The organism is Bacillus sp. 17RED48 (assembly GCF_019837545.1).
GTDB classification, from domain to species: Bacteria; Bacillota; Bacilli; order Bacillales; family Bacillaceae_G; genus Bacillus_A; species Bacillus_A wiedmannii.
In genome coordinates, this window is sequence record NZ_JADAXG010000008.1 from 119,601 (window position 1) to 132,131 (window position 12,531).

General features: G+C 35.9%; 15 protein-coding genes and 1 other annotated feature. Of the genes, 11 read left to right on the forward strand and 4 right to left on the reverse strand.

What is annotated here, in order from left to right; all coding sequences use genetic code 11:
• Positions 1–69 precede the first annotated feature (69 nt).
• Positions 70–210, forward strand: coding sequence for a DUF3985 family protein (locus tag ILT06_RS25490; RefSeq protein ID WP_000404783.1), 141 nt, complete (start codon positions 70–72; stop codon positions 208–210).
• Positions 211–456: 246 nt separating this feature from the next.
• Here the strand turns inward: ILT06_RS25490 and ILT06_RS25495 are convergent, their stop codons facing one another.
• Entirely contained in the window at positions 457–843 is a 387-nt protein-coding gene (locus ILT06_RS25495; protein WP_001077775.1) for a DUF3938 domain-containing protein, read from the reverse strand.
• A 461-nt stretch (positions 844–1,304) separates the two neighbouring features.
• On the opposite strand from ILT06_RS25495, the gene ILT06_RS25500 reads away from it, so the two are divergent.
• The gene (locus ILT06_RS25500) at positions 1,305–1,826 is read left to right on the forward strand and encodes a GNAT family N-acetyltransferase (RefSeq protein ID WP_064476258.1); all 522 of its coding nucleotides are present in this window, start codon (positions 1,305–1,307) and stop codon (positions 1,824–1,826) included.
• A 110-nt stretch (positions 1,827–1,936) separates the two neighbouring features.
• Here the strand turns inward: ILT06_RS25500 and ILT06_RS25505 are convergent, their stop codons facing one another.
• Entirely contained in the window at positions 1,937–2,830 is an 894-nt protein-coding gene (locus ILT06_RS25505) for a YitT family protein (RefSeq protein ID WP_000530035.1), read from the reverse strand.
• 276 nt (positions 2,831–3,106) lie between these two features.
• Here ILT06_RS25505 and ILT06_RS25510 point away from each other — a divergent pair, with 276 nt between their 5' ends.
• The 3 genes from ILT06_RS25510 (at position 3,107) to ILT06_RS25520 (ending at position 5,147) form a co-directional block, all read left to right on the forward strand.
• The gene (locus ILT06_RS25510; RefSeq protein ID WP_000394931.1) at positions 3,107–3,391 is read left to right on the forward strand and encodes a hypothetical protein; all 285 of its coding nucleotides are present in this window, start codon (positions 3,107–3,109) and stop codon (positions 3,389–3,391) included.
• 28 nt (positions 3,392–3,419) lie between these two features.
• Positions 3,420–4,202, forward strand: a complete 783-nt coding sequence (gene yidC / locus ILT06_RS25515; RefSeq protein ID WP_098103570.1) for a membrane protein insertase YidC — start codon at positions 3,420–3,422, stop codon at positions 4,200–4,202.
• Between the two features lie 129 nt (positions 4,203–4,331).
• Positions 4,332–5,147: a hypothetical protein gene (locus tag ILT06_RS25520; protein WP_088047830.1), complete on the forward strand. Its 816-nt coding sequence runs from the start codon at positions 4,332–4,334 to the stop codon at positions 5,145–5,147.
• A gap of 81 nt (positions 5,148–5,228) precedes the next feature.
• On the opposite strand, the gene ILT06_RS25525 is transcribed toward ILT06_RS25520, so the two are convergent.
• Entirely contained in the window at positions 5,229–5,456 is a 228-nt protein-coding gene (locus ILT06_RS25525) for a hypothetical protein (RefSeq protein ID WP_064476261.1), read from the reverse strand.
• Between the two features lie 166 nt (positions 5,457–5,622).
• Positions 5,623–5,859: a binding site (T-box leader), on the forward strand.
• Between the two features lie 65 nt (positions 5,860–5,924).
• Here ILT06_RS25525 and ILT06_RS25530 point away from each other — a divergent pair.
• From ILT06_RS25530 to ILT06_RS25540, 3 genes are all read left to right on the forward strand, one after another.
• Positions 5,925–7,241: an APC family permease gene (locus ILT06_RS25530; RefSeq protein WP_098103571.1), complete on the forward strand. Its 1,317-nt coding sequence runs from the start codon at positions 5,925–5,927 to the stop codon at positions 7,239–7,241.
• 105 nt (positions 7,242–7,346) lie between these two features.
• Positions 7,347–8,531, forward strand: a complete 1,185-nt coding sequence (locus ILT06_RS25535) for an MFS transporter (RefSeq protein ID WP_098103575.1) — start codon at positions 7,347–7,349, stop codon at positions 8,529–8,531.
• Positions 8,532–8,613: 82 nt separating this feature from the next.
• Entirely contained in the window at positions 8,614–8,796 is a 183-nt protein-coding gene (locus ILT06_RS25540) for a hypothetical protein (RefSeq protein ID WP_088047832.1), read from the forward strand.
• A 27-nt stretch (positions 8,797–8,823) separates the two neighbouring features.
• Here the strand turns inward: ILT06_RS25540 and ILT06_RS25545 are convergent, their stop codons facing one another.
• Positions 8,824–9,582: a TrmB family transcriptional regulator gene (locus tag ILT06_RS25545; RefSeq protein WP_064476264.1), complete on the reverse strand. Its 759-nt coding sequence runs from the start codon at positions 9,580–9,582 to the stop codon at positions 8,824–8,826.
• 188 nt (positions 9,583–9,770) lie between these two features.
• On the opposite strand from ILT06_RS25545, the gene ILT06_RS25550 reads away from it, so the two are divergent.
• The 3 genes from ILT06_RS25550 (at position 9,771) to ILT06_RS25560 (ending at position 12,445) form a co-directional block, all read left to right on the forward strand.
• Complete coding sequence (locus tag ILT06_RS25550) at positions 9,771–11,771, forward strand: methyl-accepting chemotaxis protein (protein WP_064476335.1); 2,001 nt, start codon at positions 9,771–9,773, stop codon at positions 11,769–11,771.
• Positions 11,772–11,848: 77 nt separating this feature from the next.
• The gene (locus ILT06_RS25555) at positions 11,849–12,151 is read left to right on the forward strand and encodes an MTH1187 family thiamine-binding protein (RefSeq protein ID WP_002089423.1); all 303 of its coding nucleotides are present in this window, start codon (positions 11,849–11,851) and stop codon (positions 12,149–12,151) included.
• Positions 12,152–12,199: 48 nt separating this feature from the next.
• The gene (locus tag ILT06_RS25560; RefSeq protein ID WP_001290592.1) at positions 12,200–12,445 is read left to right on the forward strand and encodes a YusU family protein; all 246 of its coding nucleotides are present in this window, start codon (positions 12,200–12,202) and stop codon (positions 12,443–12,445) included.
• Positions 12,446–12,531: the final 86 nt, after the last annotated feature.

The window sequence follows — 12,531 nt, forward strand, 5'->3', positions numbered from 1 at the left end:
CTGCCGTTCCATAAAAAGTCTGGGGCGAGTAAAATAAGATTAGAAGAGCAAAGCTTGGAGGAATTCTAGATGGAAATTTTAACGATTATTTTAATAGTCTTGCTCATTTATGCTGTTTTTAAAGTAGCATATGTAGCATTAAAGATACTCGCGATCCTATTAGTTATCTTTTTAATCGTAGAGTTCGGCAGTAAATTGCTTGGGGGATAGGGTATATTGTACGCTTTGAATGTCGGTAAGTCGATATGTTGTGTCGAAGCGTCGATATAATGAAAAAATCGCCGATATAAGTGGAGAAATGATCGATATATTTGAAAAATCGTTGATATATTTTAGTGAATACTAAGTGGGGTATGTGGAAAAGAAGTTGCCATGAGGGTAGCTTCTTTTTATTTTGATAATGGGTATGAACAAGAAAGAATAACAAACAAAAAAGCTGGAAGATATTCTTCCAGCTTACGAGTTACTTTCAATTTGGCGACCGTTTTCTTCTTCATTGTCTTGTAAAAGGTTGAATACGTCTGCTAGGCAGAATGCAATGAACCAAGTCCATAGACCGTGGAAGAAAGCTGAGCTTAATTGAAGTGGTAATGTATAGTTAGTCATTGAGTAGGAAATACATCCGCCAACGATTCCGATCATTGTTAATAACATTGTTTTTTGTGCATTTTCTTCTGGATTGAAGAGGAAGTAAATGTATCCACCTAAAATTGAAGCGCTTACAAGCGTTTCGATTCCATTAAAAATGATATTCTCTCCAAGCTGAGTGTTTGTCCAGAAGCAGATTGTTCCGCCGATAATAGCAAACAGGACAGCTATTGTATATCTTATATATTGATTCATATGTTCATCTCCTTATGTAATAAGATGATTTGGAAGTCAAAAAGGTAGGTATAGTATATTGAAGTGAATTTTAGTTGTACGTATCTTTTTATAAAAAGATCATGGAAGAATAACTAAGATGATCGGTTTTTTAAACCGTTACGTGTATGGTGTTTGAAATATACCTGACTGCTCGTTTCTTTTTGCTTGTAAAAATAAGAGAAACTTCCAAGTCTATATACTCTTTTTTTGTGAGTCTGCTTTCATTATAACACATTTAGGGCCACAATAATAGAATTATCTGATTTTGTAATAAGTGTAAAAAATAAAAATCGCAAGGAAATACCACTAACAATGCAGTTTAGTGGAAGAAGGATTTTAATTTATTATGATGAAATATGTAATCAAGGTGAGATTTAAGAAGGAAGCTTACATACTATAAAAAATGTTTTGTAGCATGAATGTAAGGGAGGAGAGCTAACTTGGAGATCACAACAGAAAGATTAATAATTAGACCTTTTAAGAGTACTGATTTACAGGATGTATTTGCTATTTATAATAATGATGATACATGTAAGTTCCTATTACATAATAAGTGGACTCATGAAGACATGCAGAAAAAATTTAATAAGAAGCTAGCAAACAGTGTACTTACTGAAGAATCAATATTAAGTTTGGCAGTTATATACAAGGCTAAAGTAGTTGGTGATTTATCCGTATGGTACACAAATATGAAAGATACTGTTGAGATTGGTTATAGTTTTTCAAATGAAGTAGCTGGGAGAGGTTTGGCAACAGAAGCAGTAAGTAGTTTGGTATTTAAATTATTTAATGAATTTAATGTACACCGTATACAAGCTAACCTTGATGCACGTAATACTGCTTCAAAAAAATTGTGTGAACGAATAGGTATGAGAAAGGAAGCCCATTTCATACAAGATTTTTGGAATAAAAATGAATGGACAGATAGTTTTGTATATGGAATGCTATTCTCCGATTTGTAGTAATAAACTTCGTGATTTTATTATGCTAAAGGGTGCGTTAGTTGCATAACAAAGGGCATAACATATTATATATGACTAATATGTTATGCCCTTTCATGTATTAACCTTTTTTATATGCGTTTGAAACGGCCGACAATTTCAACTGTTTCAGTAATGTTCATGAATGCTTTGTTATCCACTTGACGGATAATACGTTTCATTTCGCCTAACTCATAGCGAGTCACGACAGTGTAAATCATTTTTTTCTTATGGTTTGTATAGCCGCCGACAGCATCTACCATTGTCACCCCGCGTATGCCGTGATGCAATAGTGCGCTTTTTATTTCCTCGCCTTTTTCTGTAACTGTCATTATCGTTAATTTAATATGTTTCGTATGCACAGCATCGATAACTTTGCTGACTACAAACCGGCTAATTAACGTATAAAGCGTAATATCCCATCCGAAAATAAATCCTGCTGCAACAAGTAAGATTAAGTTGAATCCAAAGATGATTGCTCCAATTGAAATATCTCGATGTTTCGCTACAATCAATCCAACAACATCAAAGCCACCTGTTGAAGAAGCAAATCGGAATATGATCCCTGAAGCTGCTCCACAGATTACACCACCGAATACAGAAGATAGTAAAATATCGTCTGAAACTTGGTGTACAGGGATAATGTTCATCGCTAACGATGATACAGCTACAAAGTACGCTGTTAAAAAGGTTGTCTTCTTGCCTAAGTAAAAGTGACTTAAAATAAGAAGAGGAATGTTTAGTAAAAAGATAAGTGCACCGATATTGTAGTGCATTAAATAACCGATAATCATCCCTACACCAGCGAATCCACCGCTAATCATGTTATGCGGGATAAAGAACATATTCATAGAAATTGCATACAAAATAGAGGCTACGAAAATAACAACCAACTGTATGATAAATTCTAAGTGGAATGTTTTAGCTGCTGGGAAGGATAAAAAGGCGGTGTCGGGAACGTAATCGGCGTCTCCTAGTTGACCCATAGTATGTTTCATCTCCATATTCATTTTTGATTACAAGAAGAGAATAAAGGTTTTTTCAAAAACTGGCAATAGTTTTATTATAATGCAAAAATTTTATAAATTTCTAACAAATTAAACCTATACAAGGATGCGTGTGAATATACTAAAGAAAGCGAATACATTATTTTTTTAGCATAGTTTTCTTGAGAAAATATGCAAAATACTTTTTTGACGATAAAAGGAAATAGAGAATGTTTGTGGAATGTGCTAAAATGACCTTATTAAGGATGTGAAGCGATGGAATTTTTATTGCAGGATGCAATTCTATATATATCGTTTGTAACGACAGCACTTTGTTTATTAGAAGTTTTCTTCCTTGCTAATGTTTCTCGCTTTGTGCGTCAGCAAGCATCAAGCGGTAGACAAAGAGCTTTTAAACTAGTTAATACGTGTGAAGAGGGTACTGGTAATGTATCGCTTTTCTCTATTTTTTATAAATATGGAATGATTCGTTCTGTGCGCAGACAAGAATCCAGTGAAGAGAATGACGAGGTCGGTCCGTATACACCAATGTTTCGCTAAATAATTACGAAACATTGGAGGAATGAACATGTTAAAATCATACCGAGCTGTGCTCGTTAGTTTATCATTATTACTTGTTTTTGTTTTATCTGGTTGCAGTAATGCAGCCCCAATTGATGCACATAGTACGGGAATTTGGGATCATTATTTCGTATATCCAATCTCGTATATGATTCAATTTGTTGCTCATCATATACCAGGAGCTAGCTTCGGGATTGCTATCATTATTATGACGCTCTTTATTCGTTCAGCCATGATTCCATTAGCTGTTTCGCAATATCGTAGTCAAGCGAAAATGAAGAAAATGCAACCTGAACTGCAGAAGCTGAAACAAAAATACGGTGATGTGGGTAAAGATCTTGAAAAACAAAAGCAGTATCAAAAGGAAATGTCGGAACTAATGAAATCAGGCGGTTGGAATCCACTTGCTGGTTGCTGGCCAATCTTTATACAAATGCCGATTTTCTCTGCTTTGTATTATGCGATTAGCCGAACAGAAGAGATTCGCACATCTTCATTTTTATGGGTGAACTTAGGACATGCAGATCCTTATCATATATTACCGATTATCGCAGCGTTAACGACATTTATTCAGATGAAAGTTTTCCAATCTAATATTACACCTGGAGAACAAGTACAGATGCTGAAAATGCAGCAAATTATGATGCCGGCAATGATTCTATTTATGGGATTTGCGGCGCCATCAGGACTTGTGTTGTACTGGATAACGGGTAATTTATTTACAATGACACAAACAATTGTATTAAGAAGAATAATGGAACGTGAAGAATTACAATTACAAAAAGCTTAGAACAACACCGCTCGGGATGAGCGGTGTTTTTTGGTTAAGTCGTTAAGGAAATGTTAAGAAACCAACATTACTATAGGCATTGTATACGATAGTGTACATGCTTTAGAAATATGAAGGAGGAAATTTCCTATGAAGAAGAAAACAGTTGGGTATTTAGCGATTGCAGGTGCTTTATCATTCGGAATCATTGGAGGAGTCGGTATTCCGGCATTCGCGGCAACGAATACTCCAGCAGCTGAGCAGTCTACAAAAACGGCGAAAAAAGATTTGGATGACGCTACAAAACAAAAAGTAAAAACGATTATGGACGATACAAAGAAACAGTTGAAGGAGTTAGGTGTAAACCTTCCAGAGAAAGAAAAACGGAAAGATATGTTCGCTAACTTAGACGAAGCAACAAAAGAAAAAGCGAAATCAATCTTAGAACAAGAGAAATCCGGCAAACTAACACGTGAACAAGCGCAAGAAGAATTAACAAAACTAGGCGTGAAGTTTCCGGAAAAGGGTAAGCATGGAGATATGTTTGCTAACTTAGATGAAGCAACAAAAGAAAAAGCGAAATCAATCTTAGAACAAGAGAAATCCGGCAAACTAACACGTGAACAAGCAAAAGAAGAATTAACAAAGCTAGGTGTGAAATTCCCTGAGAAAGGTAAGCATAAAGACATGCTTGCTGACTTAGATGAAGCAACAAAAGAAAAAGCAAAGTCTATTTTCGAACAAGAAAAATCCGGGAAATTAACTCATGAGCAAGTAAAAGAAGAATTAACAAAGCTAGGTGTGAAACTTCCAGAGAAAGAGAAGCATGAAAACATGTTTGCGGGATTAGATGAGGCAACGAAAACAAAAGCAAAAGCGATTTTAGAAAATGAGAAGAAACAATTAGAGGCGTTGAATGTGGATCTTCCGCATCATAAGATTTTTATGAAAAAAGATGAGAAATAATTGAGTGAAGTCGTATCTTTCGTGTGGGCAACCGGAAGGTACGTGCGAGGACCGATTTCTGTTAGCAGAAATCGGTCCCTTTTAATGATTCAATAAAATTTTTTTCATTGTTAGTATGTATCCAAAGACGCAGTAGAAGATTGCAAAACCGATAAACACTTCTGTGTATTGGTATTTACCTAATACGTAGAAGGCAGCAGCTGGTATAATAGCTACCGCTAAAATGCTATAACCAGGATACTTGTGCCTGTACATGATAGCGAATAGAACAGAAAGAAACGTAGCGATGATACAAAAAACAGCAATCATTATTGGTGCACCTCCTATATAGATTGTACCATTTTTAGGGAATTAGAGAAGTGTCGTAACTTCTGTTATAATATAAGAAGAGAAATATTTCTTATGTTATATAAAAAAATATATTGATTTTTTCTAACAATTCAATATAATGAACAATAACTACAAAATTCGACATCAAGAAGTGATGATGAGGACATGATCAATTTTTTACGATTCTCAGAGAGGGAAGCCTTTGGCTGTGAGCTTCCTAATACGGAAAACTGGATTACCACCTCTGAACTGCAGCAGTGAACGGATACCTAGTAATTGCTTGCCGGCAAAAACCGTTATTTAGACTTGAGAAATTGGTGAAGTGTGTTACTTTGCGAATTGAAACAAGGGTGGAACCACGAATACAACACTCGTCCCTTTTTTAGGGAGGAGTGTTTTTTTATTTCATTTTTGCATCACACTAGAATTGGAAGGAGGATACGCAGCATGCATCATGATGAGAAGAACAAAATTGGTTTAACAGTAGCACTTTCTATCGTAGTAGGAACGATTATTGGATCTGGTGTGTTTATGAAACCAGGGAGCGTATTAGATTACTCAGGGAGTTCTAATATGGCTATTCTTGCTTGGGTAATTGGTGGACTATTGACGCTAGCCAGTGGTTTAACAGTAGCTGAAATTGGAGCGCAAATCCCGAAAAATGGTGGGTTGTATACGTATTTAGAGGAGATTTACGGAAGCTTTTGGGGATATTTATCAGGCTGGATGCAAACGATTGTTTATGGACCAGCTATTATTGGAACATTAGGATTGTACTTTAGTTCTTTAATGATTAATTTTTTCTATTTAGATAAAGTATGGAATTTACCAATTGCTATTGGAACAGTTGTGTTCCTTGGCGTTGTAAATAGTCTGGGAACAAAATACGGAGGTATCGTTCAAACAATCACGACAATTGGGAAAATGATTCCGATCGTATTAATTGTTGTACTAGGTTTTTGGAAAGGGAATAGCGATATCTTTAATGTAGTAGTGCCGATATCAGAAAATCAAAGTATCGGTATGGCAATTTTAGCAACATTATTTGCTTATGACGGCTGGATTCTACTTGCTTCGATTGGCGGAGAAATGAAGAATCCAACAAAGTTATTACCGAAAGCGATGACAGTTGGGATTTTAATTGTAACGGCTGCTTACGTACTAATTAACTTAGCGTTATTAAATGTATTACCAGCAGCGAAAATTGTAGACCTTGGAGAGAATGCAACAGCGACAGCTGCGGGCATGTTACTTGGAGAATATGGCGGAAAAATCATTAGTATCGGTATTATCGTTTCTATTTTCGGTTGTTTAAATGGAAAGATTTTAACGTTCCCACGTATTCCGATGTCGATGGCAGAGCGTGGACACCTTCCGTTTTCTAAGTTTATCGCAAAGGAAAGTCCAAGATTTAAAACACCAGCAAATGCGATTACTGTTGAAATCATTTTAGGAATTATTTTAATGATTATTAGTGATCCGAATAAGCTATCTGAGATTTCCGTATTCATTATTTATATTTTCTATGTAATGACGTTTATTGGTGTCTTCATTTTAAGAAAACGTAACAAGAATAAAGAGCGTGCATACAGTGTACCGTTATTCCCGATTGTACCAATCGTTGCGATTTCAGGATCATTGTTTGTACTTGGAAGTGCGATTATTAATGATCCGGTAAGTTGTTTCTTATCAATTGGAATTGTCTTTACTGGACTGCCGGTGTATTGGTATTTAAATAAGAAGAACAAAAATAGTGTTTCATAATTAGAAGGCAGGCGTATGATACGCCTGTTTTTTTACTGTAAAAAAATTGTACTTGTTTTCAATTTCTTTTTTGGTTACTATAGTCGTAGTAACCAAAAAGAAAGCGTGGGGAAAAACTTGAATTTTCGTGTGTATATTTTAGCTATCGCGGCTTTCGTAGTCGGAACGGTTGAGCTAATTATAGGAGGAACGCTCGATCTAGTTGCCAATGATTTAGGAGTATCTATTAGTGCAGCTGGTCAGCTTATAACAATATTTTCAGTAGTGTTTGCTTTATCAGGTCCGGTTTTATTAGCGGTAACTGGAAAATTTGAAAGAAAAAGATTATACATTGGGGCATTATCAATTTTTTTAATCGGAAATATTATTTCAGCATTTAGTGTGAATTACGGGATGTTAATGTTTTCAAGGGTTGTTTGTGCAGCGAGTGGTTCGCTTATTATTGCACTATCAGTAACACTTGCTTCTAGTGTTGTAGAACCGCATTTTCGTGCGCGTGCAATTGGAATTATTTTCATGGGGATTAGTGGATCGCTCGTACTTGGAGTACCACTTGGACTTGTACTAGGAAATGCATATGGATGGCGTGCACCATTTGTATTAATTTCGGTATTAACAGTTATAGCAATCGCTTGTATTTCATTATTCTTAACGAAAGTACCACCGACATCAGTGTTATCAATAAGAGAACAAATTGCTACGTTAAAAGATAAGAAAATCGTAAGTGCACAGTTAACATCATTTTTATTTTTAACGGGGCATTTAACACTATATGCATATTTAACACCATTTTTAAAAGATGTGATGCACGTGGAAGCGGATTGGATTAGTGTATTTTACTTCATTTTCGGAATTGCAGCGGTACTTGGAGGCGGTCTTGGGGGCTTGCTTGCTGATAAATGGGGATCGAAGAAAAGTATTATTTCCATCATTATTGTATTTGCATGTGCAATCTTTATATTACCAATGATGACATTCTCATTCCCGCTGTTCATTATTATGATGGGACTTTGGAGTATGCTGAGCTGGGCTATTTCGCCAGCGCAACAAAATTATTTAATTGAAATTGCGCCAGAATCAGCTGGTATTCAGCAAAGTTTAAATAATTCTGCCCTTCACTTAGGAATTGCACTCGGTTCAACAGTAGGCGGAGTTGTTATTGAAAAATCATCTGTTATATATAACGCTTGGGTAGGAGGCGGCTTTATTATATTAGCGCTGCTTTGTGCGATTTTCTCTATTACGAGAGGACGTTCTGCTCAGTTTGCGAAGGAAGAATCTATCGTTTGATAGGTTCTTTTTTTTATTTGTAAAAAATTGCAGGTTTTAGTAGGTATATGGAGAAAGTTGTATGCAGCGAGGTGATGGGTAAATGATGTTTAATTTCTCGATATTCGGTATAATACTTGCACTATTGCCGATAGTTGTAGTTGTTTTTGTATTAGGGTGGATTCGTGTCATCTATCAAAATTCAGAGAAACAAGTGGAGCAAAATGAGAAAATTATTGAGCTGTTGATGGAGATAAAGGAGCAAAATAAAAAGGAGTCTAGGTGAAGAACTAGACTCCTTTTTTGTATGCAATTAATACCGCAACTTCCGCAACAAACTTTTAATTTCCTCATCTTGCATGAAGAGATCCAGATGCTTCTCTGTAATTTTTGCAAGTGCAACGTCGTGATAGAAGAATTCTGTAAAGAACTTTACGAAAGGTTGTGACATTGTTTTCATCGCTTGCCATGACTCTTGCTCTACACCAGCAAATAAAATTTCGCGGTCGTCAACGATTAGCAGCAAGTAGCGTTCTAATGCATTAGGTTCTTCAGTTGGGATTAGAAAATGCATGTTTTCTAAGTCTGTTTCTACTTGTCCAACTATAAGGGACTCGAGTTTGACGCCTTGTTTTGCTTTTTCTTCTAATGAAGAAAGGTATTCTAAAAGAGTATCATTCCAAGCTGAAATGCGAATCGATTCTTTTGCACTTTCGATGAGTTCCTTACTTTGCACTCGAATAGAAGATTGCATTTTTAAGCTCCACACACGGTCATCTGTAAATGATTTTTTCGATATATTTGTTTCCAATTCTTTAATATTTGATTGGAATTCTGTCGTTAATTTTTCAATTGCTAGCTTGAGTGGTAAAGCTGTATACAGCTTTTTCTTTTCTGAAACAGAATCCATTACCATCCCTTTATCGATCAGGCGTGCTAGCACTTCATATATTTTTGCTTTTGGAACACCAGAGTGCTTCACAATCGTTGTAGCATCTAGTGGTTCGTTGCTTGATACGACAACTTCATAAGCTTGGCTTTCATATTGTGAGAAACCGAATTTTTGTAACATAGTTCCCTCCGAACGAATGAGATTATATAGCTTAAGGATAATGAACTATTTGTTTTTGCACAAGTGGTAGTAGGTTGTCTACTCAAATTGAGATGAGAATTAATTTCAATTTTTTAATTTTATCCATTATACTTAATATAGTGATTAATATGATTACAATACAACGAGAAGGGGATGCTTGGGGGAAGATGTTAAGAAGTTTACGTTTAAAAATTGCGGTAGTATTTTCGGTGCTTATTTCTATGATGTTTGTAATATTAGGTACAGCAATGTATCAATTACAGAAAGAGAAGGAAGTGCGCTCCTTAGACCAGTATTCTCAAAATACGATGGATCTTGTGACAGAGCAACTTACGACATTTGTTCAAAGAACGGATGAAGATATGGGATATTATGCGAACAGTGAGATGGTTCGTAATATACTTCAAGACGGTGTTACTCCAGAAGAAGAAGCCTTTTTGACGAAAGAGTTTTCGGAGTACAAAAAGAATCATCCTGGCATTTTAGACTTATATATTGGTACGAAAGATAAAAAAACATTAAGTGCCAATCTTGCTGAAGGTGGACAAGTGCCAGAAGGATATGATCCAACGACAAGATCATGGTATAAAGACTCAGAAGCTGATGTGAAAAAGGTTCACTGGGGACAACCTATGTATGAAATTGCAACAGGTAAGCTAAGCGTGGGAGTTTCTAAAGCAATTACAGCTCAAGATGGATCTGTATTAGGTGTTGTTGCGATGGATGTATCACTTGGAACAATTCAGAAATTACTTCATAATATTCAATACAATAATGGCGGAGAAATGTTTATTATAAATGATAAAAGTATGGCTCTTGTTTACCCAGAGAAAATAGGGAAAGATGTTTCGAAAGAGCCACTTGTGAAGAGTTTAAATAAAGAGGTAACAAAATATGCTGTCACTACATTAAAAGGTGAAGATGTAGTTGTTTATAGCCAGTCATTTGATTTGATGAAATGGAAAATAGGAATTTTTTATCCGAAAGAAACGATTGATGGGCTATTAAATAGTACGAGAAATACAGTCATTATAATGGCTTGTATTAGCTTATTAGTTGGAATCGCAGCTTCATACTTGTTCTCAAGAAGATTAGCAAGACCATTGCAACTATTAACGAATCACGTTCAAAAAGTAGCAGAAGGTGATTTAACGTTGCAAATGAAAGTGACAAGTAAGGATGAAGTTGGAGAACTGACGAACCACTTTAATCATATGGTTGAGCAAATGAATGAAATGGTAAGTAAAATTAAAAATAGTGTATCAACAGTGCAACAATCAACGAATAATCTACATTATTTAACGAATGAAACTGTAGCAGCTAGTAGAGAAGTATCAGGTGCAATGGATGATGTGAGCGGAGGAGCGTCCACTCTTGCTAATAGTGTAGATGAAGTTTCAGAACAGCTCGAGAATATGGCGCAGTCAGTGGAACAAATGAATCACTCCGTTGGTGAAATAAAAGGTGTGGCTGGCAAAGCTGAAGAGGCATCTAAGCAAGGATTAAATACGATGCGTAATTTAGTTCGTACGAGGGGCCAATCATCATCGATTGTTGTTCATACAGAGGAAGCATCCGGAAAGTTAGAGCAAAGAGTTGGATCGATTCAAAATGTTGTAGAGCTTATAAAAGGTATTTCGGATCAAACGAATTTACTTGCTTTAAATGCTTCAATTGAGGCGGCACGTGCAGGGGAACAAGGTAAAGGCTTTGCTGTTGTGGCCGAAGAAGTTCGAAAGTTAGCGGAACAATCTAAAGAGGCGACAGGAGAAATCGCAACGATGATTGGCGATGTACAAGTAGAGGTAAGACGGGTTGTAGAAGTTGTAAGTAAATTAAAAGATATTGCAGATATACAAAATAAAGTTACGACAGAGGCAGAAACGGAATTCCGCACAATTATGTCAGTTGTAAATACGATTAGTACTTCAGTCGAACAAATTGTAGAAGAGGTACATAACATCGGTTATGAGCAAGGAGAAATTACAACGGTAATGCATACAATTGCTAGTACGAGTCAAGAAAGCGCAGCTGTTTCGGAAGAAGTAAATGCTGCAACTGAATCTCAAGTGAGTCATCTAGAAAAGGTAGCTCATACGATGGAAAGTTTGACGGAGCATATGAGAGACTTAGAAAGATTGGTTGAGCAGTTTAAAATAGAGGAATAACAAATTAGTAAAATGATGAGTATTTCGGTAAAATAGACAATGGATATATAAGAAGCAATTATAGGAGGAAGACTACTATGGCAATTGTTGACGTATCGATTATTCCAGTAGGAACGGGTAATCCAAGTGTTAGTGAATATGTAGCAGAAGTACAAAAGGTGCTAGAGAAAAATGCAGATCGCGTGAAGTATCAATTAACACCAATGAATACAGTAATTGAAGGAGATCTTCCTGTCATTCTAGAAGTAATTCAACAAATGCATGAAGTTCCATATACGAAAGGTGCACAGCGCGTTGCAACAACAATTCGTATCGATGATCGTCGTGATAAAGTAAGCACAATGGAGAAGAAATTAAACTCTGTTCAATCAAAATTATAAGAAAAAGCAGCGATTTTCGCTGCTTTTTTCATATAGGAGGTAAATAAAATGAGTGAAAAGTTTAACGAGCAATTTGACGGATTACTAGAGAAATACACGGAGTTATTACTGGGAGAGAGCAATGAAGAGAGAAAAGAACAGGTACAGAAGTGGGCCCTGTATTCTTATATTGCAAAGACGATGCCAGCTTTAGTGAAGCACTGGAATGAGACATATCCCGATGCAAAAGAAGAGATGGTACAGTTAATTACAGATATTAAAAAGCTGAATGAAGAGAAGAGAAATGAGCAATAAAAAACTTGAGGTAAATATAATCTCAAGTTTTCAGTATTAATATCCTTATATAATTTACATGGAATATAAAGGGTTTTATAAGCATG

Coding starts and splice junctions, on each gene's coding strand:
- ILT06_RS25490 (WP_000404783.1), top strand. CDS start 70: ATGGAAATTTTAACGATTATTTTAATAGTCTTGCTCATTTATGCTGTT.
- ILT06_RS25495 (WP_001077775.1), bottom strand. CDS start 843: ATGAATCAATATATAAGATATACAATAGCTGTCCTGTTTGCTATTATC.
- ILT06_RS25505 (WP_000530035.1), bottom strand. CDS start 2,830: ATGGGTCAACTAGGAGACGCCGATTACGTTCCCGACACCGCCTTTTTA.
- ILT06_RS25510 (WP_000394931.1), top strand. CDS start 3,107: ATGGAATTTTTATTGCAGGATGCAATTCTATATATATCGTTTGTAACG.
- yidC (WP_098103570.1), top strand. CDS start 3,420: ATGTTAAAATCATACCGAGCTGTGCTCGTTAGTTTATCATTATTACTT.
- ILT06_RS25520 (WP_088047830.1), top strand. CDS start 4,332: ATGAAGAAGAAAACAGTTGGGTATTTAGCGATTGCAGGTGCTTTATCA.
- ILT06_RS25525 (WP_064476261.1), bottom strand. CDS start 5,456: ATGATTGCTGTTTTTTGTATCATCGCTACGTTTCTTTCTGTTCTATTC.
- ILT06_RS25530 (WP_098103571.1), top strand. CDS start 5,925: ATGCATCATGATGAGAAGAACAAAATTGGTTTAACAGTAGCACTTTCT.
- ILT06_RS25540 (WP_088047832.1), top strand. CDS start 8,614: ATGATGTTTAATTTCTCGATATTCGGTATAATACTTGCACTATTGCCG.
- ILT06_RS25545 (WP_064476264.1), bottom strand. CDS start 9,582: ATGTTACAAAAATTCGGTTTCTCACAATATGAAAGCCAAGCTTATGAA.
- ILT06_RS25550 (WP_064476335.1), top strand. CDS start 9,771: ATGTTAAGAAGTTTACGTTTAAAAATTGCGGTAGTATTTTCGGTGCTT.
- ILT06_RS25555 (WP_002089423.1), top strand. CDS start 11,849: ATGGCAATTGTTGACGTATCGATTATTCCAGTAGGAACGGGTAATCCA.
- ILT06_RS25560 (WP_001290592.1), top strand. CDS start 12,200: ATGAGTGAAAAGTTTAACGAGCAATTTGACGGATTACTAGAGAAATAC.